General features: G+C 33.3%; 27 protein-coding genes and 1 tRNA gene. 9 read left to right on the top strand and 19 right to left on the bottom strand.

Annotated features, from left to right (window positions below; translation table 11 throughout):
* The first annotated feature begins 74 nt into the window (after nt 1-74).
* On the top strand, nt 75-1469 hold the full coding sequence (gene gltX / locus ACNI3C_RS03510; protein ID WP_419770866.1) for a glutamate--tRNA ligase: 1395 nt from the start codon (nt 75-77) through the stop codon (nt 1467-1469).
* A gap of 343 nt (nt 1470-1812) precedes the next feature.
* Nucleotides 1813-2079, top strand: coding sequence for an RNA-binding regulator (rbp, locus tag ACNI3C_RS03505; RefSeq protein WP_419770865.1), 267 nt, complete (start codon nt 1813-1815; stop codon nt 2077-2079).
* 236 nt (nt 2080-2315) lie between these two features.
* Here rbp and ACNI3C_RS03500 read toward each other — a convergent pair whose 3' ends face one another.
* From ACNI3C_RS03500 to miaA, 10 genes are all read right to left on the bottom strand, one after another.
* Entirely contained in the window at nt 2316-3335 is a 1020-nt protein-coding gene (locus tag ACNI3C_RS03500) for a sensor histidine kinase (protein ID WP_419770864.1), read from the bottom strand.
* Nucleotides 3336-3459: 124 nt separating this feature from the next.
* Nucleotides 3460-4122 (bottom strand): response regulator transcription factor, encoded by a 663-nt coding sequence (locus ACNI3C_RS03495; RefSeq protein WP_419770863.1) that lies wholly within the window; start codon nt 4120-4122, stop codon nt 3460-3462.
* Between the two features lie 54 nt (nt 4123-4176).
* The gene (locus ACNI3C_RS03490) at nt 4177-5529 is read right to left on the bottom strand and encodes an MATE family efflux transporter (RefSeq protein ID WP_419770862.1); all 1353 of its coding nucleotides are present in this window, start codon (nt 5527-5529) and stop codon (nt 4177-4179) included.
* 60 nt (nt 5530-5589) lie between these two features.
* Nucleotides 5590-6852 carry a homoserine dehydrogenase gene (locus ACNI3C_RS03485; protein ID WP_419770861.1) on the bottom strand — a complete coding sequence of 421 codons (1263 nt, stop codon included), beginning with the start codon at nt 6850-6852 and terminating at the stop codon, nt 5590-5592.
* 8 nt (nt 6853-6860) lie between these two features.
* Entirely contained in the window at nt 6861-8069 is a 1209-nt protein-coding gene (locus ACNI3C_RS03480; RefSeq protein WP_419770860.1) for an LL-diaminopimelate aminotransferase, read from the bottom strand.
* A 3-nt stretch (nt 8070-8072) separates the two neighbouring features.
* Nucleotides 8073-8894 carry a hypothetical protein gene (locus ACNI3C_RS03475; protein ID WP_419770859.1) on the bottom strand — a complete coding sequence of 274 codons (822 nt, stop codon included), beginning with the start codon at nt 8892-8894 and terminating at the stop codon, nt 8073-8075.
* A gap of 7 nt (nt 8895-8901) precedes the next feature.
* Nucleotides 8902-9591 carry a 23S rRNA (guanosine(2251)-2'-O)-methyltransferase RlmB gene (gene rlmB / locus ACNI3C_RS03470; RefSeq protein ID WP_419770858.1) on the bottom strand — a complete coding sequence of 230 codons (690 nt, stop codon included), beginning with the start codon at nt 9589-9591 and terminating at the stop codon, nt 8902-8904.
* Complete coding sequence (gene rsmI, locus ACNI3C_RS03465) at nt 9588-10415, bottom strand: 16S rRNA (cytidine(1402)-2'-O)-methyltransferase (protein WP_419770857.1); 828 nt, start codon at nt 10413-10415, stop codon at nt 9588-9590. The genes rlmB and rsmI overlap by 4 nt, the downstream gene beginning before the upstream one ends.
* Nucleotides 10416-10431: 16 nt before the next feature.
* On the bottom strand, nt 10432-10632 hold the full coding sequence (gene rpmE, locus ACNI3C_RS03460; protein ID WP_419770856.1) for a 50S ribosomal protein L31: 201 nt from the start codon (nt 10630-10632) through the stop codon (nt 10432-10434).
* 96 nt (nt 10633-10728) lie between these two features.
* A complete protein-coding gene (gene miaA / locus ACNI3C_RS03455) occupies nt 10729-11601 on the bottom strand; it encodes a tRNA (adenosine(37)-N6)-dimethylallyltransferase MiaA (protein ID WP_419770855.1) in 873 nt (290 codons plus the stop codon).
* A 75-nt stretch (nt 11602-11676) separates the two neighbouring features.
* On the opposite strand from miaA, the gene mqnP reads away from it, so the two are divergent.
* From mqnP to ACNI3C_RS03440, 3 genes are all read left to right on the top strand, one after another.
* Nucleotides 11677-12531, top strand: a complete 855-nt coding sequence (gene mqnP / locus ACNI3C_RS03450) for a menaquinone biosynthesis prenyltransferase MqnP (RefSeq protein ID WP_419770854.1) — start codon at nt 11677-11679, stop codon at nt 12529-12531.
* Nucleotides 12531-13244, top strand: coding sequence for a uracil-DNA glycosylase family protein (locus ACNI3C_RS03445; RefSeq protein ID WP_419770853.1), 714 nt, complete (start codon nt 12531-12533; stop codon nt 13242-13244). The genes mqnP and ACNI3C_RS03445 overlap by 1 nt, the downstream gene beginning before the upstream one ends.
* Before the next feature lie 21 nt (nt 13245-13265).
* Nucleotides 13266-13342, top strand: a tRNA-Arg gene (locus ACNI3C_RS03440).
* Nucleotides 13343-13517: 175 nt separating this feature from the next.
* On the opposite strand, the gene ACNI3C_RS03435 is transcribed toward ACNI3C_RS03440, so the two are convergent.
* The gene (locus ACNI3C_RS03435; RefSeq protein ID WP_419770852.1) at nt 13518-14231 is read right to left on the bottom strand and encodes a tetratricopeptide repeat protein; all 714 of its coding nucleotides are present in this window, start codon (nt 14229-14231) and stop codon (nt 13518-13520) included.
* A gap of 367 nt (nt 14232-14598) precedes the next feature.
* On the opposite strand from ACNI3C_RS03435, the gene ACNI3C_RS03430 reads away from it, so the two are divergent.
* On the top strand, nt 14599-15159 hold the full coding sequence (locus ACNI3C_RS03430) for an LOG family protein (protein ID WP_419770851.1): 561 nt from the start codon (nt 14599-14601) through the stop codon (nt 15157-15159).
* Nucleotides 15160-15271: 112 nt separating this feature from the next.
* On the opposite strand, the gene ACNI3C_RS03425 is transcribed toward ACNI3C_RS03430, so the two are convergent.
* The 8 genes from ACNI3C_RS03425 to ACNI3C_RS03390 form a co-directional block, all read right to left on the bottom strand.
* Nucleotides 15272-15805, bottom strand: coding sequence for a hypothetical protein (locus ACNI3C_RS03425; protein ID WP_419770850.1), 534 nt, complete (start codon nt 15803-15805; stop codon nt 15272-15274).
* A 189-nt stretch (nt 15806-15994) separates the two neighbouring features.
* On the bottom strand, nt 15995-17443 hold the full coding sequence (locus tag ACNI3C_RS03420; protein ID WP_419770849.1) for a hypothetical protein: 1449 nt from the start codon (nt 17441-17443) through the stop codon (nt 15995-15997).
* On the bottom strand, nt 17440-18591 hold the full coding sequence (locus ACNI3C_RS03415) for a transglycosylase SLT domain-containing protein (RefSeq protein ID WP_419770848.1): 1152 nt from the start codon (nt 18589-18591) through the stop codon (nt 17440-17442). The genes ACNI3C_RS03420 and ACNI3C_RS03415 overlap by 4 nt, the downstream gene beginning before the upstream one ends.
* A 57-nt stretch (nt 18592-18648) precedes the next feature.
* On the bottom strand, nt 18649-19239 hold the full coding sequence (locus ACNI3C_RS03410; RefSeq protein ID WP_419770847.1) for an LPP20 family lipoprotein: 591 nt from the start codon (nt 19237-19239) through the stop codon (nt 18649-18651).
* Nucleotides 19240-19306: 67 nt separating this feature from the next.
* Entirely contained in the window at nt 19307-20476 is a 1170-nt protein-coding gene (purT, locus tag ACNI3C_RS03405; protein ID WP_419770846.1) for a formate-dependent phosphoribosylglycinamide formyltransferase, read from the bottom strand.
* Between the two features lie 31 nt (nt 20477-20507).
* A complete protein-coding gene (gene dapF, locus ACNI3C_RS03400) occupies nt 20508-21248 on the bottom strand; it encodes a diaminopimelate epimerase (RefSeq protein ID WP_419770845.1) in 741 nt (246 codons plus the stop codon).
* Nucleotides 21245-21835 carry a dephospho-CoA kinase gene (gene coaE / locus ACNI3C_RS03395; protein ID WP_419770844.1) on the bottom strand — a complete coding sequence of 197 codons (591 nt, stop codon included), beginning with the start codon at nt 21833-21835 and terminating at the stop codon, nt 21245-21247. Before coaE ends, dapF begins: the two co-directional genes overlap by 4 nt.
* 29 nt (nt 21836-21864) lie before the next feature.
* Entirely contained in the window at nt 21865-22419 is a 555-nt protein-coding gene (locus ACNI3C_RS03390; protein WP_419770843.1) for a spermine/spermidine synthase domain-containing protein, read from the bottom strand.
* A 141-nt stretch (nt 22420-22560) separates the two neighbouring features.
* Here ACNI3C_RS03390 and purM point away from each other — a divergent pair, with 141 nt between their 5' ends.
* The 3 genes from purM to ACNI3C_RS03375 all read left to right on the top strand — a co-directional run bounded on the left by purM (nt 22561) and on the right by ACNI3C_RS03375 (nt 25679).
* Nucleotides 22561-23556 (top strand): phosphoribosylformylglycinamidine cyclo-ligase, encoded by a 996-nt coding sequence (purM, locus tag ACNI3C_RS03385; protein ID WP_419770842.1) that lies wholly within the window; start codon nt 22561-22563, stop codon nt 23554-23556.
* A gap of 171 nt (nt 23557-23727) precedes the next feature.
* Entirely contained in the window at nt 23728-24834 is a 1107-nt protein-coding gene (locus ACNI3C_RS03380; RefSeq protein WP_419770841.1) for a pyridoxal-phosphate-dependent aminotransferase family protein, read from the top strand.
* Nucleotides 24834-25679 (top strand): ATP phosphoribosyltransferase regulatory subunit, encoded by an 846-nt coding sequence (locus ACNI3C_RS03375; RefSeq protein ID WP_419770840.1) that lies wholly within the window; start codon nt 24834-24836, stop codon nt 25677-25679. The genes ACNI3C_RS03380 and ACNI3C_RS03375 overlap by 1 nt, the downstream gene beginning before the upstream one ends.

The following is a 25679-nucleotide window of genomic DNA, read 5'->3' as shown; positions in this document are numbered from 1 at the left end:
TTATTGTTGGGGTTGCTATTGCTGCGGCAATTGGATTTTTAAAAAATTTTAAATAAGTGAACGAAGGATAATATATGGCAACAACAAGATTTGCACCCTCTCCTACAGGATATTTGCATATTGGTGGATTAAGAACGGCACTATATAGCTATTTATGGGCAAGAAAAACAGGGGGAGAGTTTAAACTCAGAATTGAAGATACCGATACACAAAGAAACAATGAAGAAGCGATGAAAGCAATTATTGAAGCTTTTGATTGGGTGGGTTTAAATTATGATGGTATTGTAGAGTATCAATCAAAACGATTGGATATTTATAAAAAGTATATACAAGAACTTTTAGACAGTGGCAAAGCATATTACTGCTATATGTCAAGAGAAGAGTTAGATGCACTGCGTGAAACACAAATAGCGAATAAAGAGACACCAAGATACGATGGAAGATACAGAGACTTTACTGGAACTCCGCCTGAAGGTGTGGATCCTGTCATAAGAATAAAAGCTCCAAAAGAGGGTATGATTAATTTTGAAGATGGTGTTAAAGGCAGTATGAGTTTTAAAAGCACAGAAGTTGATGATTTTGTTATTGCCAGAAGTAATGGTATGCCAACATATAATTTTGTTGTTGCCATTGATGATGCTTTAATGGAAATTACTGATGTTATTCGAGGAGATGATCACTTAACCAATACACCAAAACAAATTGTTATTTACAATGCATTGGGTTTTAAGATTCCAAAATTTAATCATGTCCCAATGATTAACAATCCGCAAGGCAAAAAACTCTCAAAAAGAGATGGTGCCATGGATGTTATGGAGTATAAACGATTGGGCTATTTGCCAGAAGCTCTTTTAAACTTTTTAGTAAGATTGGGTTGGTCAAATAAAGATCAAGAGATTTTTTCAATGGAAGAGATGTTAGCACTGTTTGATCCTTCAAATATTAATAAATCGGCATCCGCATATAATGAAGATAAATTAAAATGGCTCAATTCACACTACATTAAAAATGTTTCAAATGAACGATTAGCAAAAGAGTTGGAATTTTTTGATTGCTTTTTAAGCGGGCATGATAAAAAAGAGATGATTCTAGATTTGTGCAAAGAGAGAGCTCAAACACTGGTTGAACTTAAAAGTGCCATTGATAATATTTTAGAAGTGCCAACGTCATATGAAGCCAAAGGTGTGAATAAATTTGTTAAAGAGGATACATGTGCAATGTTAGAAGAGTATATTGCTCTTTTAGAAGTCAATAAAAGCAGTTTACATCTTGCTTGTGATTTTGAAGAGATTACAAAACCTTTCATTGAAACTAAGCAATTAAAGTTTCCTCAACTTTTTCAACCTATCAGAATTGCACTGACAGGTGGAACTCAAGCACCATCCGTATACGATATCATTTCTATTTTAGGGTGTGATGAAGCCATTAAACGATTGAATAAAGCCATAGTATCTGGGTTTGTTCAATAATAAGTATTACATTATAGGGTTAAATACGCTTCTTTTAACCCTATAAAAAAGTAAAAAAGAGGATTTTTTACTTTTTTACTCAAATCAATTATTAAAATAAAAACTAATTTAAAAATTTAAAGTGCCTATTTTAAGGGATTTCTAAAATAAATTTTTCTTAAAATACCAAACAATATAACTAAAATGTAACTAAAAACAAAAAAAAATTATATTTTGGAGCAAAAAATTATATTCTTATGTTATAATAGTTAGACTGGTATAAAGTGAAATTTATTCTGGAAAATTGTTTTATTCAAAAAACAATAATTACGTTCGAAATGAACTTGTTAAAGGATTGAGGAAGATGAATATCTACGTAGGTAATCTTTCATATAGAATGAATGACCAAGATTTAGAAGAAGTATTCGCTAAATTTGGTGCGGTAAAGAGTTGCAAAATAGTTATGGACAGAGATACAGGAAGATCTAAAGGTTTCGGATTTATTGAAATGGATGTAGATTCTGAAGGTCAGTCTGCTATTGATGACTTAAATGGCAAAGAAGTTGATGGTAGAACTTTAAAAGTAAACGAAGCTAGACCAAGAGCTCCTAGAGAGAGAAGAACTTACTAAAAGTTTTTTCTTATTGGTCGGCAATTTTGTCGACCTTTTTTTTTAGTTCAAATTTAATAATATTCTTAGTTATTAACTTGTAAAAACAAGACTCAATTTTTTAATACCCTCTAAAAAGCTCATAATTCATCTACAACACACGAACGACTAAAAGAGTAGTTTGGTATGGATAATATTTCAAAACAGCTAATTTAAGCCCTCAAAATTGCACAGAAATCTCTGTATAAGAGTATGATTTAAGGATTATTAAAGTATAGAGTAAAAGTGCTTCCTTGACCCAGTTCAGATTGAACATCAAGTTGAATATCATACTCTTTACAAATAGATGAGACAATATTAAGTCCAATACCAAAACCACCAGTAATTTCAGTTGCTCTGTAAAATCTTGTGAAAATTTTTTTCAAATCTTCTTTGTTTATGCCACAACCCGTATCTTTAATAATTAAGCGCTTATTTTTTAACTCAACTTGAATTGAACCATTGGAGTGGGTATATTTAATGGCATTTGATATTAAGTTATTTGAGATTCGTGTAAAACTCTCTTTGTCAATAACAAAAGGTGTACTTTCAGAATGATAGGAGAGCTGAATTCTTTTTTTAGAAGCAAATAAGTTGAAATATTCAAGTTGTTCATCCAAAATAGGTTTTAAATCAATTAAAGTGGCTTTGGCTTTAATGTCTTGAATATTGTTTAAAAAAAGGTAGGTTAAATCATTATAAATTTCTGAAATTCTTTTGGCACTGATTGAGATACGTTTTAATGCATTGTCATTCAGAGGTGTTTGAGAATTTACTGACATAATCAGTGCAGATATAGGGGTATTTAATTCGTGAGTTGTATCTTTAATAAAGTTGTTGAGTTTTATTCTTTGTTGCACAATGGGTTTGATGAAGAGTTTGGTTAAAGAGTAGCTAAAAACAGAGATTAAAAAATAGAAAAGAATAAAAGAGATAACAATTTTTTCTCTTAAGTCTTGTAGGGTTTTATGAAGAACGGTCTCTTCAATGGCAATATATGAAATACCAAGATGTCCTCCCACACTGTTATCAATAAGAATGAGATTGTTTTTGTTTTTTGAAAATTTTCTGTTTAATATTACTTTCTGAGCAATATAGGATAAAACAGCAACCCCTTTTTCATCATAAAGAGCAAATTTAAACCCTTTATCAACAAAAAGATCACTCTTTTTCAGTGCAATATTTTGCATATGTGCATAAACAATTTGAGAAGAGAGTTTAGAAGCATTGATTTGCATTTTTGAAATGGTAATATCTCGGTAAAACTCTGCTTTTGTTTGATAAAAAAGTGCAGAGATGATTATAAAGAGTATAAAAGTAGAGCCTAAGAGTAAGCTGTAGAAACTGTAAAAAGTTCTTTTTTCATCTTTTGTTAAATCGATAACCGACTCCTTTTAAAGTGGTAATACAATCGTCATTTAAAAGTTTTCTCAAATTCTTGATGTACGTTCTGATTGTTGCACTACTTGGGTAATCTTCATAACTCCACACATTTACACTTAACTCTTCAGAAGAGACAATTTTATTCTCATTTCTTAAAAAATACTCCAGTATTTTAGACTCTTTTTTAGGAAGTATCGTTTTAATGCCATTGCAAGAAAGCTCTGCGTTACTTTGATTATAAAAAATATCAGGTGCAATTTCAAAGAGTCTGTTCTCTTCAATGTTGAACAATCTTTTAATATTATTGATACGTAAATTTAACTCTTCCAGTTCAAAGGGTTTTTTAATATAATCATCACAGCCACTGTCAAACCCAGTTTTTAAGTCATCGCTGCTGTTTAATGAAGTGATAAAAATGGCAGGTGTTTTTATGTTTTTACTTCTTAATTCTTGCAAAAATTCAAAACCATTCAGCGATGGCACATTCACATCCAATAAAAAAAGGTCAAAGCTTTGTTCAAAAGCTAAATTTTGAGCTTCAATACCATCAAATGTAGTGATAACTTCATAGTTTTTTGATAAAAGAAATTCTTCGATGATTTCATTCAAGATAAAATCATCTTCCAGCAGTAATAGTTTCATAAAAAAAGTATACCATATAAATAAAGTTTATTTCTACACAAACTCTACACACATTTAAATATGGATACGCAGTTTTTTAAGGGTATAACGCGTATAAAAAAACATGAATATTGCAGCTGAATAGATCATGACTAAAATACCAATCCAAAGCCAAAAAATATCGAGTTGAAAGTATTTGACAATCAGGTAGCCTACAATGATTTTTGCAATAATTTGACGGTACAATCCCACATAAAATATCATGGTTGGTTTTTTAATGCCTTGAAGGGTTGAGACACAGATAAACAGCGTTAAAAAAGCAAAGAAAATCCAAACTTCAACAAAGAGGTATTCAATTCCAAAATGTACAACTTCAACATCGTTATCAAATTGTTTAATAATAAATTCACCAAAAATATATAAAAAAGCTATTCCAAAGGCACAAATAGCAAAACCGTATCGTAAAGCAGTATAGAGTATTTCCTTGACTCGATCATATTTTTTTGCACCAAAATTATTGGAAACAAGCGATAAAACAGCTGTACTTAGTCCAAGTGCTGGAAGTAACATCAGTTGTTCAACTCTAAATCCAATCCCAAAACCAGCAACGGCTTTGACCCCATAATGAGAAGTAAAATAGATGAGCAAAATAGAGCCAATGGCCATGGTTAACATATTTAAACTTGGAGGAAAGCCTTGATTAAAAATATTGGTATAGATTTTTTTATGAGGTAAAAAATAATCCAATCGTTCAAAATGGATGAGTTTGGTGTCTAAAACTTTTTTAAGTAAATATAACATATTGAGTAATTGAATGAAAACAGTTGCCAAGGCAATGCCTTTTATGCCCATTGCTGGTATAAATAAAAAACCATAAATAAACAGTGGATTTAAAGCAATGTTGGCAAAGAAACCAAATATAAGCGTGTTTCTGTACGTTTTGGTATTTCCAGTTGCAACCAAAATTGCATTTAATGAGAAGTTTGCCATAAAAAATATGACACCAAAAAGAATGGTATAAATATAATCCAAAGCATCTTGAAGATACTCCCCTGTCGCACCCATGAGCGTAAAAATAAATGGAGCCAATAAAAAGCCCACAGCAGCGATAACAATACCAACAATAGGAACAAAAACAATCCCCTTGTGTGCATAGAGTGTTGCTAAATGATCTCTTTTTCTACCAAAGGCATTGCCAATGAGGGAAGTAATCGCTGAAGAGAATCCATACCCCATTCCAATGATAAGAAAAAAAAGCATAAAACTCAAAGACAAAGCAGCAATGGCTTGCGTAGAAATCAATCCCGCATAAAAAGTATCAATGACGTTGTACATGGTATTAAAAAACATTCCCGTACTTGCAGGAAGTGCTAATTTTTTAATAAGAGATGGTATATCTTCGGTAAGAAGTTGTTGGTTTTGTCTCAATTAAAGTCCAATAATGGGTTATTTTGAGTAATTCTAGCATAAAAAACAGAAAAGAGGTTATTACGCCTCGATTCTGATCATTGCAGGTTTTGCATTGACGTAAGAACTGTTTTCCAAAGCTAAAAGTGCGGCTTTGATATCTTTTTCTTTAGAGATATGGGTAGCTAAGAGTAAAAGTGCACTGTTATTTTTTGCAGGTTTTTGTAACATTTTTTCTATAGAGATATGTTGATCTCCTAAAACTGCTGCAATTTTTGCTAAAACGCCTGGTTTATCTTCAATTTGAAGTCGTATGTAGTAGTTTGTCTCAATAGAATCAGGGCTTGCAAGTTTTAAATCTTGTTTTAAAGATTTTTCAAAACCAAGCATAGGAGAACCTTTTCCTTTTCTTGCAATGTCAATGATATTGGCAATAACGGCACTTGCTGTTGCATTCCCCCCTGCACCTGGTCCATAATACATGGTTTCTCCGACTTTATCACCAATCACAGAGACCCCATTCATCACACCATCTACTTTGGCAATCATCTCATCTTTTGAGATAAAAACAGGATGAACTCGAAGTTGAATCTCATTACCAACTTTTTTTGCAATGGTTAAAAGCTTAATGGTATAGTTAAACTCTTTAGCAAAATCAATGTCATCAGAGGTAATATTTTGAATACCTTCAATTAATATATCTTCAGGTTTGGCATCAATTCCATAAGCAATTGAAGCCAGAATAAGAAGTTTGTGAGCTGCATCATAGCCACCCACATCAAATGTTGGGTCTGCTTCTGCATATCCTAACTCTTGTGCCTCTTTTAATATTTCAGTATACTCCACACCATCATTGATCATTTTAGTGAGCATATAGTTGCATGTACCGTTCATGATACCCTTGATAGATTCAATGTGATTGGCACTTAGTCCTTCTCTTAACGCGTTAACTATAGGAATACCTCCTGCAACAGATGCTTCATATTCAAAAGGAGTGTCTCCTGCTAAATCTTGAAGTTCATATCGGTGATACGCCAATAATGCCTTATTTGCCGTCACTACAGGTATACCTTTTGCTAAGGCTTTTTTAACCACTTCATAAGGTTTTTCAATGCCACCCATGAGTTCAACTATCATATCAATAGAATCATCATTTAATACATCGTCAACATTGTCTGTAAGTTCAATATTGACATCTCTTTTTTTACTTAAATTGCTCACTACTCCAATGGTTGGTACAATTTCACATCCTGCTCTAGCGGCAATAATTTCTTTATTGTCTTGTAAAATTTGTATCACGCTTGTGCCTACTGTACCCACACCAATAATTGCAATTTTTAACATCTTTTTTCCTATAAACTTTTCAAATATTTCTTTATGTTTTTCGCTGCTTGTCTGATTCTTTTTTCATTTTCAATGAGAGCAATTCTTACATACTCATCACCATAATTACCAAATCCAATACCTGGACTGACTGCTACTTTTGCTTCCGTCAGAAGTTGTTTTGAGAACTCCATACTTCCTAAATGTCGTGCTTTTTCAGGAATTTTTGCCCAAATAAACATTGAGGCATTTGGAATATTCATCTCCCAGCCAGCTTCTTTGAATGCTTCAACCATCACATCTCTTCTGTGTTTGTATTTGGCAACATGTTCTGCAACGCACTCTTGTGGACCATCTAATGCAATGGTTGCTGCAACTTGAATTGGGGTAAACATACCATAATCAAGCCATGATTTGATTCTTTTTAGTGCTCCAATAAGTCTTTCATTTCCTACAATAAATCCAACTCGCCATCCGGCCATGTTGTATGATTTACTTAATGTAAATGATTCAACCGCAACATCAAGTGCACCTTCTGCTTGAAAAATTGATGGTGTAGTATACCCATCAAATGTAATATCTGCATAAGCAATATCAGAGATAATATAAAATCGCTCTTTTTTTGCTAAATTAACCAATCTTTGGTAAAACTCAGGTGTAACAGTTGCACACGATGGGTTATGTGGAAAATTGACCAATACATATTTTACTTTTGGAATGGATTCTTTGAGTGTTTTATTCAGTCTCTCAAAAAAGAGATCTTCATCGACTCTAAAATCATCACCAAAACTCAACTCAAAATTATGAATGGCTGCACCACTTAGCATAAATGCGTATGAGTGAATTGGATATGTTGGATCAGGAACAATGGCAACATCCCCTACATTAACAATGGCTTGAACTAAGTGTACGTAACCCTCTTTTGAACCCATTGTTGCAACGGCGTGTTTGTTTGGATCTAAATAGTCAACCCCATATTTTCTTTTATACCAATTACAAATGGCCAATCGTAATTTGTAAATTCCTGCACTTGCACTGTATCCATGATTTTTTGGCTTTTGTGCTGTTTCAATTAACTTATCTGTGATATGTTGTGGCGCTGGACCATCTGGATTCCCCATAGAAAAATCAATAATATCCTCACCGGCGCGTCTGGCTTCCATTTTGATATTATTGACTTCTGCAAACACATAGTTCGGAAGTCTTTTCATTCGTTCAAACTCAATTTCTGGAAACACGTTTTACTCCTTGATTATGACACTCAGTCCACGTTTAATATTGACCAGAGTGTATAGGTCTGTGATTTTAATATATTTTGTTTTTTCAGGGATAGTTATTGACACCCTTTTAAATACGGCATCTTTTTTTATAATTTTTAATACATCTAAGTGTTCATCATAAAAAACAACATATGGATACCAGTGGTTTAAGACTGTACTCATGATTTTTAAAACTTTTGCATCGTTTATTCGAATGAAATAAGGTTTTAATGGTTTTTGAAGTTTTACTATCTCATTTGTATCTATAAAAATTGATTCCGTAATATTAGCAAAATTTGTATCAATTTTGTATACCCATTTGTCATTTTTTTCTCTATTTATGTCAAGAATTTTGCATTCTTTTTTTAAAAGCTCATTGGTTAATACAAAAGGGTCAATGATAAACTCTGTTTTAAGTCTGATTTGCCAATTTAAATTGCCTTCACCATCATAATTAACACTGTTGGTAAAATAGTAGTAATATCCAATTGATTTTAGGGTATCGTTTAATATTTTGAGTGCTTTAATGGGGTCTTTATTGGTTTGAAACTCTACAATAATCTCTTTTGGGTCTTGCAGTTTTAAAATCAGCAATCCATTTTGCTTGAGCTCTTTTAAAATTTGTAAATAGTTTAAATTATTATTTGCAAGTAAAAATTTACTCTCATCTTTAAAAATAATATTCAAAAGATTTTTGTGAAATTTATAGGCACTGCTGCCCATTAAATTTTCAATTTTATCTTGTAAAACAGTCGCGTTTAATGAAACAGTTAAAATTAAAATGGCAAAAAATAGTTTAAACATGGCAGAGTTACCCTTTTAGATTGTACATCAAAATACCAGCAGCAACAGAAACGTTTAAAGAATCAAACTCATTGGACATACCAATAGAGACTTTGAGGTCAAGTTTTTTTCTTATTTTTCCACTTAATCCTTCTCCTTCGCTTCCTAAAAACAGAGCCACTTTATCATTTTTTGTGATAGTGCCATATTTTTTCAAATCGGTACCGTCCATGGTTGCACCAATGAGTGTAAAGCCGCACTGTTTTAACTCATTGGCCAAATCAATAGAGCTTGGATATAAAGCAAAAGGCAGATCAAGCATTGCGCCAGAACTTGTTCTAATGACACCGGTGTTGTTCAGTGTTTTAACACCAGATGCAATTACACCATCAATTCCTAAAGAGTAAGCAGAACGTGTAATCGCTCCAATATTCCCAACATCGGTTAAGCCATCTAAAACTACAACAAAATTGAGTTTTTTAAGTTCATCAATGGTGTTATATTCAAACTCTTTGAGTCGCAAGAAAAAACCTTGATGGTTCCCTCCATGTGCTAAAGATTGCGCTTTCATATTGTCAAGCTTAATTATTTTTTTGCCTAACTTTAAAAACTTAGAGAAGAGTTTTTTGTCTATCTCTTTTGAAAAAAGTACCTCTTCAACGAGGTTAGGGTGATTTTCGAGTATATATAATACTACTTGTTTTCCATATATTATCATGAATGGATTGTATCTAAAAGTTCTTGATAAATCTCTTTTACGGCACGTCCTGTCATTTTTGACAGCAGTTTTGCTTTTTGTTTTGGGGGTAAATCGAGTTCTTGAATATCGGTTAAGGTGATGTTCTCTCCCACAGCAGCTTTAATGGGTTCAATAACAACTACCCATTCGCCTTTGATATTCTCTTTTTTAAAGTGTTCATACAGTTCTTTGGCTGTTGCCTTAAACGTGGTCTGATACTTTTTTGTCAGCTCTTTGGCTAAAAACACAACTCTGTTTTCATCACAATGGTTTAACTCTTCTAAGAGTTTTAAAAGTCGGTGAGGTGATTCGTACAAAATAGGAATGATTTCACTGTTAAGTACTTTTGCCAATTCAATGGCACGCTCTTTTCCCTTATGAGGTAAAAATCCAAAAAAGGTAAACGTGGTGTAATTAAAACCACTCATGGCATAAGCTGTTAAAACAGCATTGGGACCAGGAAGGACATCATAGTTAATGCCATGTTGGATACAAAAATCGACCAATGTGGCACCTGGGTCACTGATGCACGGCATACCAGCATCGCTTACATAGACAATATTTTTCTCTTTGAAAGTGGTTACGTCAAAAGTAGCCAGTAATTTTTGATCATTGTGATGATGAAATGACTGAAATGAACTGCAAGGAAAGCTGGTATTATATTTTTCGCTCAAGAGAGAGAGGAGTTTTTTTGTAACACGAGTATCCTCGCATAAAAAAAGTTCCGCACTTCTAAGGGCTTGTAAAACTCTTGATGAAATATCATCAAGATTGCCAATAGGAGTGGGAACGAGAGTAAGCACTTTATTTAAGCTGAGCTTATTTTTGTGCGTATTTAGCTTTGAATTTTTCTACTCTTCCGGCAGCATCAACAATTTTTTGCTCTCCAGTAAAAAATGGGTGACAAGCTGAACAAATATCAATTTTCATTGATTCTACATTTGATTTAGTCTCAAATGAATTTCCACAAGCACAAGTAACTGTACAAGTTTTATAGTCTGGGTGAATCTCTTTTCTCACGGTCGTATCCTTGAATGTATTAATGTCTAACAAAAGGTCAAGTCTCTGTGTTGCCCTTTATTAAACTCTTTTTAAAAAATTGGAAGCAGATTATAGCTAAAAAAGCTTAAGAATGTCTGAATTTAAGCCAGATAAAATGTTTTTGATTTGGCGATTTCCAAACTGTCCTTTGTTGAAAGTTCTTTGTCGTTTCGCCAGTTGGGCGGTGTTGGTGGCAATTTTTTCTTCAAGTTGTTCTTTGGTGATTTTGCCATCTAAAAATTCAAGGGTTTCAACAATTCCAATTGAGCTCATGCAGTTGGGTTTTCGTGTGTAGGTTTTTTCTAAAAAAATGACTTCATCAATGACACCGTCTTGAATCATCTGTTTGGTTCTTAACGAGATTCTATCACGTAACGCTTGTGTATCCCAAATGATTTCAAAAATAGGGAGGTTTTCAATGATGGGTTTTTTAGGGTTTTGTAAAAAATATTCGCTGGGAGAAAGTTTTGATTGTTTGTAAATATTGTAAGCTTTTTCAATTCGATATTTATCGTTTTGTTCTATTTTTTGCATATAAACAGGATCAATTGCATTTAAAAGTGCGTATGCCTCTTCAACGCCAACATCTAAAGGCTCTTGTGTGCTGATGCCTAAAGACAATCCCTCAATGAGTGTTTTTAAATAAAATCCAGTACCACCCACGATAATGATATTTTTATTGTGTTTTTGAGCGTAGTTTTTGGTTTTTTCATAACAGGCAATAAACTCCAACACATCAAAAGTTTCATTGGGATAGACTTCATCAATTCCAAAATGTATAATGCCATCACGCTCTTTAAGCGTTGGTTTTGCAGAGGCAATATCAATGTGCTTGTAAACAGACAATGAATCTAATGAAAGAATAACCGAGTCAGTTTTATGTGCAATATCAATGGCAAGAGATGTTTTTCCAGAGGCGGTTGGGCCTATGATAGCGATTTGTTTCATGAGTAGATTTTAACCAAAGAAAAATATAAATCGTATAAAAGAAAAGCTGTATAATTTTTTTGATACAATTTCAGCATGAAAAAAATAAAACAACTCCTCAATGATTTTAATGAACTTGTCATGTTCAAACACTCTATATTCTCATTGCCTTTTATCTTTATTGCAATGATTGTTGCCGCACAAGGCTGGTTTGGTTTTCGGCTCTTATTTCTTGGATTATTGGCAGCTTTAACCGCAAGAAACTTTGCCATGGGTTTTAACCGATATCTTGACAGAGACATCGATGCTTTAAATCCCAGAACAATCAACCGACCCAATGTTGATGGCAGAATATCTCCCACACAAATGATTATTTTCGTGGCACTTAATGCTTTGGGTTTTATCATTGTTGCAAGTTTTGTTAATGCGTTGGCGTTGTATCTGGCTATTCCTATTTTAATGGTTATTGGAAGTTATTCCTATTTTAAACGTTTTTCATATTATGCACACCTTATTTTGGGCATTTCATTAGGGCTTGCTCCCATTGCTGGTGTGGTTGCAGTGAGTGAAACGATTACTTTGTGGTCAGTGTTTTTAAGTATTGGGGTAATGTTTTGGGTCGCTGGATTTGATTTATTGTACTCATTGCAAGATATCGAAGTGGATAAAGAGTTAAAACTTCACTCAATACCAAGTACATTTGGTGTAGAAAAAACGATGCAACTGTCTAAACTGTTTCACGTGTTAGCTGTTTTGTTTTGGATATTTTTTGCCATTGCATCACACGGTGGATTTTATGTTCATATGGCAATTGTGGTGAGTATTTTGATGTTGACGTATGAACATATTATTGTCAACAGAGATTTCAGTAAAATAGATAAAGCCTTTTTTACTGTCAATGGTTATTTGGGAATTGTATTTTTTGTTTTAGTGGTCTTAGATAATTTATAATGATTTTAATCAATAATGCTTGGGACAAAATTGTTAAAAATGCTTTGAATCATCTTCAAGATGACTATTTGACATTTTTACAAAAAGAGACAAATTATTTTCCCAACAAAGAGAATTTTTTAAATGCATTTAAAACTTTAGATATAGAGAATACCAAGTATATTCTTTTTGGACAAGACCCTTATCCAAGAGAACAAAGTGCCATTGGTTACGCGTTTATAGATGGCGATGTAAAAAATATTTGGGATGAGGTTAATGGACTATCTAAAGAGGTTAATAAAGCCACAAGTTTGAGAAATTTTATCAAAATGCTCTTGGTGTGTGAAAAAAAATTGGATGAAAATAAGACTTCAAAAGAGGCCATTGTAAAAATTGATAAAACACATTACATACAAACGATGGATGAACTCAAACAAAATTTTGAGAAAAATGGCGTTTTACTTTTAAACATGGCATTGGTTTTTACCTCAAAAGATCAGAGTAAAAAACACATCAAAGCGTGGCAACCTTTTGTCAAAAGTTTATTAGAACAAATCAAAGATGAAAACATCGAACTCATCCTTTTTGGAAACATTGCTAAAGAGGTTGAAAAATTCACTGTTTCAAATGAATTTAAAAAGTTTTATTGCGAACACCCTTACAATGTTTCTTTTATAAAAAATAAAAATGTTCAAAATTTTTTTCATTCAATGAAACTTTTAGAAAAGTGTTGATATAATTCTGAAATTTTAAAAGCGTCTGTGGCTCAACTGGATAGAGCATCGGGTTTCGGCCCCGGCGGTTACAGGTTCGACTCCTGTCAGGCGTACCATTCAAAAGCTCGATATAATCACTTCTTAGAGTGTTTATGTCGAGCTTTTTTTATTTCTGCTGTTTTTTGACTACATCTATTTAAATTTGCTGCTATAAATGAAGAAGAAAAAGATATTTTTTATCAGTATGTATTCTATGCTACGTGTAGGAGAAATCTTAGATGATTGCTTTAACTATGTTTTTGGATTGTTTAATGCTAAAATTTTTCTTTTAGCATTTTTATTACCTTTATCAGAAGATTTTTGATACCAACTTAAGGCAAGGATAGAGTTCTTTTCAACTCCATAGCCATTTTCATACATTATTCCAAGATTATACATTGCAGCATCATTCCCTTGTTTCTCACTTACTGTAAACAACTTTAATGCTTTTTCATAATTCTTTTCAATACCATCATCACCCATCATATAAAGATGCCCCAAATTATTCATAGCGTAAATATTACCTTGTTCTATTGATTTGTTATACCACAAAATAGACTTATTAATATCTTTTTTAACTCCATACTCAAACCGATACATTATTCCTAACATATTTTGAGAGTAATCATTATTTTGCATAGCAGATTTTTCATACCACATAAAAGCTTTTTTATAATCTTTATCTATATTATTGCCATAATAATACATATCAGCTAACTCTCTTTGTGCAGCTTCATCATTTGATTCGGCTTTTTTTTGTAACGCTTTTATATCTTTATTAGACATTTTCTTCGCTAAATAAAAAGGTGTCGCAATGGCTATCATAAGAGTTGTTTCAATAACTAATCCCAAATACAAAGGTGAATTTATTGTATGTTTTAGACCTTTTACTAAAAAATTATCGTTTTCTTTAATTGCACATCCAGTTATTAAAATGGTTATTATAAGTATATTTAATATTTTCATTTGAAAAAATCCCTAACAAATCAATTTTTTTACAAAAAATCTCTAATTTACATTAAGTACTAACATTATTTTATTGTGGTGCTTATAAGTAGACTACATAAGATCCAAGCTTATGTATATGTACATTTTTGTGATTTTTATAAGTTCAATAATAGTTAAAAGAGTATTAAATAACTTTTAAAAAGTCGTATTATTTTATGAAAATTTATAAAATAATAGTTATTTATTGTTTAAAGAACTTATTTCATTTTTAGGCAATGAGTAAGTAAAAGTTTTTTAGAGATTTAAGAGAAGATATTTTAATAGAAATTGAGACTATTTTATGTTAGAGTTTATGCGAATAAATTTTTAATTTGGAGCATTCATAATGAATATTGCCATATATTGTGGTTCGTCATTCGGAAATAAAAAAATCTATACTGAAGCTACAAAAAAGCTTGCACGAGAGCTGTCTCAAAGAGGTATCAATATTGTTTATGGTGGGTCAAATCAAGGACTCATGGGCGTTGTTTCCGATGAAGCAATGGCACATAACAACAAAGTCATAGGTGTGATTCCGTACAGTTTAGTCAATAAAGAGATTGAAAATAAAAATATTTCTGAAATTCATAAAGTCCAAAGTATGAATCATCGCAAAGAGAAAATGGAAGATCTTTCTGATGCTTTTATTGCCATGCCTGGTGGCTATGGAACGTTGGATGAAATGTTTGAAGTTTTAAGTGAAGCCCAATTGGGAAAACATAAAAAAGCGTGTGCTTTTTACAATATTGATGGTTATTACGACAAACTCATGGAGTTTTTATACGGTTGTGTAAAGAATGGATTTATGAATAAAAGATTTGTAGATATGATTATCATCAGTGATGACCCAGCTGTTTTAGTGGATAAGATTTTAGCGTTTACTCCTGTAAAAAATAAGTGGGAATAGGATAAAAATGTTATGTACTACTTCGATTTTATAAAGAAGCAATTGGGAAGTACCAAAGAATATTGACGCATAAATGAAACTTTTGTTTTTTAAATGATGTTAATGTTGTATTTTATGGATTTTGGTTTTGTTTGGTTGATTTTAGCCATCTTTTTAGAAACTTTTCTCTTGGAAAAACTTCTGCACCTAAATCCAACTTATAGTGTAAACTCGCGTGTCCTAGGTTCCAAAAATCAAAATTATTTTCTTGAAGATGCAGTGCTAACAATACCAATTGCAGTTTTCCACAATGATTGTAAGCTTTTGTTTTTTTTAAAAAACCCGTTAAACTGGTGTAGGTTTTGCCAATTGTGTAACCAATTTCGCCTGCAATAAGTTTTTTATCCTCTTTTGTAATGAGTTCAAAACTGATTAATTCAAAATTTTCATTTTTTTGGTTTCTTATATCTTGTAACGTTTTGATATATTTAGGTGTAAGCCATGAAGTTTCATGATAGTTTGAAATCTCTTCAAGTACATTCTCGAAATTACCATTTTTAACAAGGGTATATTTCTGCGTTTGAAGAAGTTTTTGCACTTTTTTTGAAATGTGAAGATTTTTAAAATCCAAAAGGGCATACTCAAATTGCATTTCAGGCAGAAGCACGGTGTGATTATTGGCATCATAACATGAAGTCGAGATAAAACCTGCACGAGCAAGTTTGATGTAAAATTCAGGCGAAAAATCATACGTGGCATAATAGTTCTCTTGAGTATTAGGATAGATGAAATTTTCAACAATATTATTGTCTGAAATGGTTTCATCATCAATGAGATAAATAATGGCTCCTTAAAACTATTGGATGACGCTGTAAGAGCTGTTTTTGTACTGAGGCATACTTACCCCTACATTGGCATTAATGTACGTAGGATCAGCCACAGTGAACCGTTTTCCTTCATATACAAAACCATCACCACCGACATTGGATGAAAAAGCCACGGCTGAACTCATATGATCTTTGTATTTTAATCCTAACACATCTAAGTTGAGAACATTTTTTACTAAGAGATTAAACAAAATACTTCTGTCTTCACAGTCTGAATAGGGGTAAAAAAGCGTCTCTTCTGGGAAAAAAACTTTTTCATAAGAGAACTGTTCTTGATCGGTTTTATAAGCAAAAGAGGTTTGAACAAATCTCAAAATGAGATTCACCGCTTCAAGTTCGGTTTTGTTTTTGACCAAGGTTTGCAGTTGAATAATAAGTGAGTTTAAAATATCGGTTGAATTTTGTGCATCATAATAGATTTGATAATCCGATTGTGGAAACGTTTTGTAAAAATTGACCAAATCCATACTGTATTGTGATGTAAAATCATATTTTTTCTGATTGTATTCAAAATGAAGCTCTTTGGTCGCAACATTGGTATTGAATAAAATGGGTTTTTTGAACTCAAATGAGAGGGCATTGGTTGCCTCTTCATGGTTACCTTGATAGGTATAAATTGAAGGGACGTTTGAAATTTTACCCAGTGGTGTTAAAATATAGTATTTTTTATTGTTCAATCTGAAGAAAGCTACTTGAAAAAGATTGTGTTTTACATTTGAAAGCAGATAAATATTATGTGAATTGTATCCCACTTTTATATCATAATGCATTTTTGTTAGCACAAACCACGTAAATAGATTTGCCATGTTTTCGGTTTTATAAATCTTCATTCCTGCATCATGAATAAGTAGGTATTTTGCCCAATCATTGAGGTTTAAAGCTCTGTTGTATTTTTCAAACTGAGCAAGCAGTTCTTGATAATTCGAGTTTGAAAATCGTGCCCAAAAATCGCTGATGGATTCTTTATTGACGCGTGTTTGTAAAAAAGCAATCTCTTTATGGTAGGTAATATCAATGGTATTTGAATAAAAGTCAAAAGTAATTTTTTTGATATTTGGGTCGATGATTTCTTTTTGAATGGGAGGTACTATCGGCTGAGGTTTAGGTGCTACATAGTGAATAACAGGTTTTTCTATGGGAACAATTTTTACAATCACTGAATCTTCGATTGCTTTTTGAGGCAGTTTAATGACCTCTTTCACTTTAGGAAGCTCTTTGGGTTTGGGTGCTTTATATGGCGTGGGATTGTACATGGAATTAAAGGCTTCCCAATCTTTTTTGAGCATATCCGCAAAAGCATCGTCATGATTTTTTTTAAACTGCTGATAACTGTTTTGCTCTTTTTTTAACCACTCTTGATACTCATTGGCAAAACAGAGTGTGCTTAAAAGCAGTAAAGGTAAAAATATTTTTTTCATAGTTTTTTCTCAGTTAAGAGTTTGTTGTAGACAAAACGTCGGTCATTGACCTTTTGCAAATATTTTCGGGTCTCATTGTAAGGAAGATTTCTCATGAGTTTTTTATACACTTCTTGAGAGTCCATGGTGTTGATAACGTTTGCAGCTGCGCTGATATTATAACTTCCCACAAATGTTTTTGCCACATTTCCAGCACCTGTGTTATACCCAGCAATGGTACAATAGAGTCTGCTTTGTGGGTCTTGAATCTCTTTTAAATATTTATAGTACAAAATATGAAGATAGGTTGAGCCTATTTTAATGTTGTTATTTGGATTATACAAATATGAAGAGGAGAGCAGTTTTTTCTCTCCGTATAAAAAGTTGTACGTATCCACACCTGCACTTTTAGGCACAATTTGCATTAATCCATAAGCAGGAATGGCTGATCTGGCCATGGGGTTAAATGAACTCTCTGAGTGCATAATGGCAAAAATCAACTCTTTAGGAAGTTCATTTTTATTGGAGTAATCTTCGACATCGTTTTTATATAAAGCGGCTTTTTTTATCATCGAATCAGGAGGCAGTTGTAGATTGGCTTTATAGATAATTTTATTGTTATAGACAACTTTTTCAAGAGGTTTTGTTTTTAATATTTCGATAAAATCTTCTTTTTTCTTTTGTGTTAAAATATCGGATATGATTTTTTCATCTGAGATGCTTTTAGGCTCTTTGCGTTTGAGTTTATCATTGATTTTATTTTCAAGTTGATCGTTTTCATAGGCTTTTTTTACATCCTCTTTGAGAAGATCGTCAAAAGAGGCCAATATTTTTTTTCGTGCTTCTTCTTCATTGTTGGCAATTACTTCGAGTTGAATGTTTTCATTCTCAAAATCGACAGATTTTTTGGTGTCATAATCTTTATTATATTGAACCCATTTATATCTGGTAGATACTTCAGGTTGGGGCCAAATTTTTGCAATTTCGTTTTTATACTCATTTAAGCCTTCTTCATAGGCTTTTTGATATGCTGTAAACGCTTTTTCAGAGTTCTCTTTATAGCTATCATAACTTTGATTTTGTTCTTTTAAATACTCTTCAAAGGTGTCAGCGTTTAGGTGGGGTAAGGTATACAGTAAGCATAGAGATAAAAGAATTTTTCTTTTCATAGTGACTCTTTTCTGGGTTTAAAAGAAGTTGTAAGGGTACAACTTCTTTTAAAAAAATTATTTGCTTTTTAGTTTTTCTAACTCTTCGTTAAGTTCACCTTGAGCTTTAGAGGCTAAAAATTTTTGATAGAGTGCTTTATCGTTTTTAAATGATGTTTTTATCGCATCTTCTGTTGCATCGGCAACGGTATTTGTATCAACTGCCATTAAAACATATAAGTTTCCTGTTTTGCTGATCCATGTATCTTTAACAATAGTATTGTTCAACGTTTGAGAAGCGAGTTGTTTAGAGACTCTTTCGCTTGAACGATCAAATGTTGCATCTGCACCCGTTCCTGTTGCTGCTTTAAATGACTTAAACAAGTTATCCACATTGATGCTGATTTGTCGTGCAATGTTATCCCTTGCATCTGCCATTGCTTCTTCTCGTTGAAAACTTCGGTCATTGGCCGCATTTTTTGGAGCTGATCCAACTTCTGCAATAAACCCTGGAACGGAAGGAACCATTACCCATTTGGGTGCACCTTGAAATTCAGGATCTACATAGGTCATATCGGCTTGAATACTCTCTTGTGAAGAGGTACAACCTGTGAATAACACTGATGCTGCAAAAAGTGCAGCAGAGGTTGAAAGTAAAATTTTTTTCATCAAAACTCCTATTTTTGGTTAATTGTCACTCATTATAGAGCAAACAGCTTTAAACTATTATTATAATTTATTTGTCGCTGAATTTCTTAATGATTGTTTTTGCATTTTCCAATGCCACTTCACTGCTGTTTTTATCAAATGTTAATGCCACTGCCATTCTTCGTCCAACATGACTTTGAGGTTTCCCAAACACTCTCACAAAAGAATTTTTTGCAAAAGCACTCTCTTGGATTGTCACAACAGGATTAAAGGTATCCTCTTTGGCTTTATATGCAGCACTTGCACCACACCCATAATCAATATAATCCAAAGGTAACCCAAGCACGGCTCGTACGTGTAGGGCAAATTCACTTTGACTTTGAGTAATCATGGTGACCATTCCTGTATCGTGTGGTCTTGGGCTGACTTCACTGAAATAGACTTCATCGCCTTTAACAAACATCTCAACACCAAAAATACCTCGTCCACCCAAACCATCGGTTACGGTTTTTGCAATGTCTTGAGCTTTTGCTTTTGCCGTTTCACTCATGTTCATGGGTTGCCAAGAGAAGATATAATCCCCATCTTGTTGAATGTGTCCAATGGGTTCACAAAAAACGGTTTGTTTTTCATTTCTGACCGTTAACATCGTGATTTCATAATCAAATCGAATAAACTCTTCAACGATTAATTCGCTGGCATCACCTCTGGCTTCTTTGGCAATTTCCCACGATTTTTCTAAATCTGTTGCCGCTTTTGCCACACTTTGACCATGACCAGAACTGCTCATTACGGGTTTAATGACACAAGGGAATCCCATATTAGAAGCGGCTTTTTGAAGTCCTTCAAATGTGGTTACAAATTCGTATTTTCCCGTTTTGACTTTTAGTTGCTCTGCGGCAAACTCTCGAATGTTTTTTCGATTCATGGTTTTATTCACGGCATCGGCATTTGGAATAACGTGAAATCCCTCTTGTTCTGCTTCAAAAAGCGCTTGAATATTAATGGCTTCAACCTCTGGCAATATATAGGTTGGTTTTTCTCTTCGAATTACATCTAAGATTTCATCTTTGTTTTTCATATTAATTGTATACGCTTTATTGGCAACCAGATGAGCAGGGGCATTGTTGTAACTGTCCACAGCAACGGTTTCAATACCTAATCTTTGCGCTTCAATAATCACTTCTTTCCCTAATTCACCACTTCCAAGAAGCATTATTTTAATTGAGTCAGATTTTAACGGTGCACTAAATTCCATTTTTTCCCTTTATGATAAGTTGATTCATTTTTTATTCTATGGTTGTTGTAAACACTTTTTTAACAGCACCTTTAAATAAAAGGGTGTCATTGTGTTGTGTCAACGTCAATTCTTCATTACTTTTTGGATAGACATGCGTACAATTTTCAACAAGACCTAAATTGTTTGCTCTTACAAAACAAGCTGCCATTCCAGTACCGCAAGCCAAGGTTTCATCTTCAACACCACGTTCATAGGTTCGGACATAAATTTTGCCATTTTCAATTTTGGCATAATTGACGTTGGCATTATGTTTTATTCTCATCTGTCGTGAAAGTTCTTTGTCATAAACATTCAAATCATCCACAATCGTCACCAAGTGAGGAACCCCTGTATCTCCTAACCACCAAGTCAAACCATGCTCTTCAAAGGACTCTTTTAAAACAACGGGTTTGGTCAGTTGGGTTTCTACAATATTGCCCACAACGCTACAACCTATTTTTCCCGCACCCGTTAAAAAGTTTAAGTTTGCTGGGGCCAAATGATTGGTATAGGCATAGTGTGCACACGCACGAGTTCCGTTTCCACACATGGAAGCAGTGCTTCCATCGCTGTTATAAAAAAGCCATTGAAAATCGTACTCTTTATGGGGAATTAAAACAATTAAACCATCTGCTCCAATTCCTTCGGTTCGGTTACAAAGCTCAATGGCTTTTTGCGAATAGTCTTCGCTTTTAAGTGTGTGAAAAATGATAAAGTCATTTCCACTGGCACTGTATTTGGTATAGGTCATAAAAGTTCTCCTTTTACTCGTTCGACTTCATTTTGAAGGTTTTTTAGTGTGGTTGAATTATCAATTACAAAAGTGGCCAACTCTTTTTTCTTTTCAATGTCCATTTGGTTTGACATTTTAAGTTCTGCTTCTTCTTGTGAAATTTGATCTCTTGACATCAATCGTTTAAGTTGTAACGCTTTTGGCGTATAAACAACAACACATTTAGAAATAGGGTAGTGCATTTTTTCAAAAAAGAGCGGAATATCTATAAAATAAGGTTTTCCTGCTGCTTCAAAAATGACGGCTTCTTTTTCAATCGTCTCTTGAATAAGTGGGTGAATAAAGGCTTCAAGTTTGAGTTTATTGGCTTCATTTGAGAAGATAATTTTACCCAACTCTTTTCTGAGTACTTTTCCGTCTTGAACATATTGTTTACCAAACATCGAAGCAATGGTAGAACTGTGTGCATCCAGTAAGGCGTGAGCAATTTTATCCGCATCGATGGTTAAAAACCCATGCAGCTTTAAAAGGCTGCAAACGGTACTTTTACCCGTTGCGATTCCACCTGTTAAAGCAATTGCGTGTTTAAATGTTTCATTATTCATGCGCAATTATACTACATGTTATATATAAATTATCTTTTTGCTATTCCTGTTAATTTTCTGTGAATATATGCAGGGAATACAAAAGCGGCACTGTGTACTTCGGTTGAATAGTAGTTTACATCATCAAGCAAATCCGATACTTGCAATACAATATCTGCTGTTGGATGGTATTTTTTAGAGGCCAAAATTGACGTGTTGTGCCCAAATTTAAAAGGCATTGCTATCCAAAAGTTTTGCCCAGCAAGGGCTAAATCGGCTTTCAATTTTGCTTCGTCATTACCAAAACTTTCTGTTTCAAAAGCTAAAATTCCGTCATCTTTTAAAACTCTTTGAATATTGGCTAAAAGCATTTCATCTATATTGGTATTGTTTAAAATAATAACATCCACATCTTTTTCATCTTTTGAATTAATAATTGAAGTATCGCCATATTGGGCGTTTACTTTGTGTTTTGCAACTTCGGCTTTAAATTCATCATCCACACTGCCTACAATTAAAATATTTTTAGGTTCTATATGTGTACATAAAGGAACATGTACCATCATTTCATTAAAAGCAAAATTTTTATTTTCTATACTTGACATATCGTAAGTCCTTATCTTTTATTAATTTTTTGTTATAATAGCGAAAAAATTTTAAAGTATATAAAAATATTCGACTAGCTGGAAAATTTATACGTAAATTTAAAGTCGACAAGAGTATTTGTGACATATTAAAGGTAAAAAATGGCAACAGTAAGCTATAAAGATGCTGGCGTTGATATCGATGCTGGAAATCAATTTGTAGAAAATATTAAACCCCTTGTAAAATCAACAATGATTCCTGGTGTATTGGGAGGGATTGGTTCATTTGCGGGTGCATTTGAACTTCCAAAAGGGTATAAAGAACCCGTAATACTTTCAGGAACAGATGGTGTTGGAACAAAACTAAAATTAGCGATTGATTCAAGAAAGTTTGATACAGTGGGTATTGATTTGGTTGCAATGTGTACCAATGATTTATTGTGTAATTTTGGAGAGCCACTGTTCTTTTTAGACTATTATGCAACAGCAAAACTTGAAGTTGAAGAAGCAACAGCCGTTGTTAAAGGAATTGCCGAAGGGTGTATTCGAAGTGAATGCGCACTTGTAGGTGGTGAAACAGCAGAAATGCCAGGAATGTACAAAGAGGGCGATTTTGACTTAGCTGGTTTTTGTGTAGGTATTGCAGAAAAATCAGAGTTAAATCGAATTGAAAGAATTGATGCGGGGGATAAACTCATCGCATTGCCAAGTTCTGGTATCCACTCAAATGGTTTTTCATTGGTGAGAAAACTGCTGTTAGAAAAACTGGGAATGAAATTTGAAGATGATTTTAATGGAAAAAAACTTATTGATGTTCTTCTTGAACCAACACGAATTTATGTCAAAGAGTTTAAAGCCAATAAAGAGAAAATTAATGCCTTGGCACATATTACAGGTGGTGGGATTACAGAAAATTTACCACGAGTTTTACCGGATAATTTCAAAGCCGTTATCAAAAGAGATGCAATAAAAGTATTACCTATTTTTCAACTCATGGGAGAGCACGTAGAGCAAGAAGAGATGTTCCGAACATTCAATATGGGTGTGGGAATGATTCTTGTGGTGAACCCTTCAAATGTGGATGCCATTTTAGCTTCAACTGATGGTTATGTCATTGGTGAAATCGCAGCTGGCGCTAAAGGCGTTGAGTACATTTAGTCTTTTGTATAATAAATCAAAAAAACAGTAAAGTATCTGTTTTTTTGATTTTGCTCCTACTCTTTTTTATAAAATCACCGTCCCTTTTCTTTCAATCAAATTGCTTAACCTTTTCATAATTTATTTTTCGATAAAATATCCCGTTTTACTAAAAAGAGAAAAGGATTATATATGTTATTAACGCCAGGGCCAACTCCTGTCCCAGAATTTGTTAGAACAGCAATGTCGGATATTACAATACATCATAGAACTCCAGAATTTGAAAAGATTTTCGCTCAAACAAGAGAATTATTAATAGAAATTTTTGATATGCCAGAAGTCGTTATGTTGGCATCAAGTGGTACAGGTGCAATGGAAGCTTGTGTGACTAACCTTTGTCATCAAAAAGCCTTGACAATCAACTCAGGAAAATTTGGTGAAAGATTTGGAAAAATTGCTCAAGCTTTCAAGATTGATTACACTGAAATTCAACATGAGTGGAATACCCCTGTAAGTGTGGATGAGGTTGTTAATGCGATCAAAGCAGACAGTTCAATTGACGCCATTTTTATTCAAATATGTGAAAGTGCGGGTGGATTAAGACATCCAGTTGAAGCCATTGCTCAAGCGGTTAAAAAAATCAATAAAGATATTACCATTGTGGCTGACGGAATTACTGCCATTGGAGTTGAAAAAATTGATACCACCCATTTAGATGCAGTCATTACGGGGAGTCAAAAAGCGTTGATGCTTCCTCCTGGACTGGCAATGATTGGTTTAGGCAATGAAGCGGTTGAAAAAATCAATAAAAAACCATTTGGATATTATTTAAATTTGGCAACTGAAATTAAAAAACAACGAACCAATACCACAGCTTGGACAGCTGCAACAACTTTGATTATTGGATTAAAAGCGGTTTTAACCAAAATTAAAGAAGATGGGTTTGAAGTGCTTTATACTCAAACAAGCAAAAGAGCTCTTGCTACGCAAGAGGCACTTAAAGCAATTGATTTGGAGATTTATCCAAAAACTCCTGCACTTGCAATGACCACAATTTTTACAGAAAAAGCGGATGAAATCAGAAAAATCCTAAAAAACAAGTACAATGTAAACATTGCGGGTGGGCAAGATGACTTAAAAGGTAAGATTTTCAGAATCAATCACATGGGATTGGTGGAAGATTTTGAGGCTTCTTGGGCAGTCAATGCCGTTGAATTAACCCTTCAAGATTTGGGTTTACGAACTTTTGACGGAACAGCAAATAAAGTATTTGCACAAAATATGTTTAAAGGTAACTGATGATTTTTGAACATGAAATACCAAAAGGAAGTCGTTTATACTTTGGAAAAACAGCGAAGAAAAAAAGAGAATTAGAGACAAAAGTCAGTCAGTTCTTTTATGAGAGCGGTTTTGAAGAAGTTATTACGCCGAATTTTTCGTATTCACAACATCAAAGTATAGAAAATGAAAGAAAACTCATTACGATTTCGGATGAGCAAAATGAGCAAGTGGCGTTAAGAGCCGATTCAACACTGGATGTGGTCAGAATTATTACCAAAAGGTTGGGGCGAACAACAACGCACAAAAAATGGTTTTATATTCAACCGGTGTTTACTTACCCTTCAAATGAAGATTATCAAATAGGGTGCGAATGGATTGATCATGACAACATTGGTGATATTATCAGCTTAACCGCTGATATTTTAAAAGAGTTAAAGATTGAACCCATTTTACAAATTTCAAATATCAATATTCCTAAAGTGGTGACACAAGAGTTAAATATTGATATTGAGTTATTTAAAAAAGGTGAAATTGCAGCACTGTTTGAACTCAAAGTTGAGTGGTTAAATAGACTCCTTCGAGTTAAAAGTGTTGAAGATTTAAAAAGTGCAATTGATTTTGCACCCAAAAGTGTTAAAACTGAATTGGAAAAACTGTTACATACCGTCTTAAAAATTGAGTATTCAAATATTGTCATTTCGCCATTGTATTATGGTTGTATGAAATATTATGATGATATTTATTACAGAGTGATTGAGAAAAATTTAGTTTTATGTAATGGTGGAAGCTATAAAAGTGAAGGGATGAACTCTTTAGGTTTTGCACTTTATTCAGACAATTTATTAAAAGTTCTAGAGGATTAA

The sequence above is a fragment of the Marinarcus sediminis (SeqCode) genome, assembly GCF_048571275.1.
In the GTDB taxonomy this organism is placed as follows: Bacteria; Campylobacterota; Campylobacteria; order Campylobacterales; family Arcobacteraceae; genus Marinarcus; species Marinarcus sediminis.
This window is presented reverse-complemented; position numbering and strand designations above follow the sequence as displayed.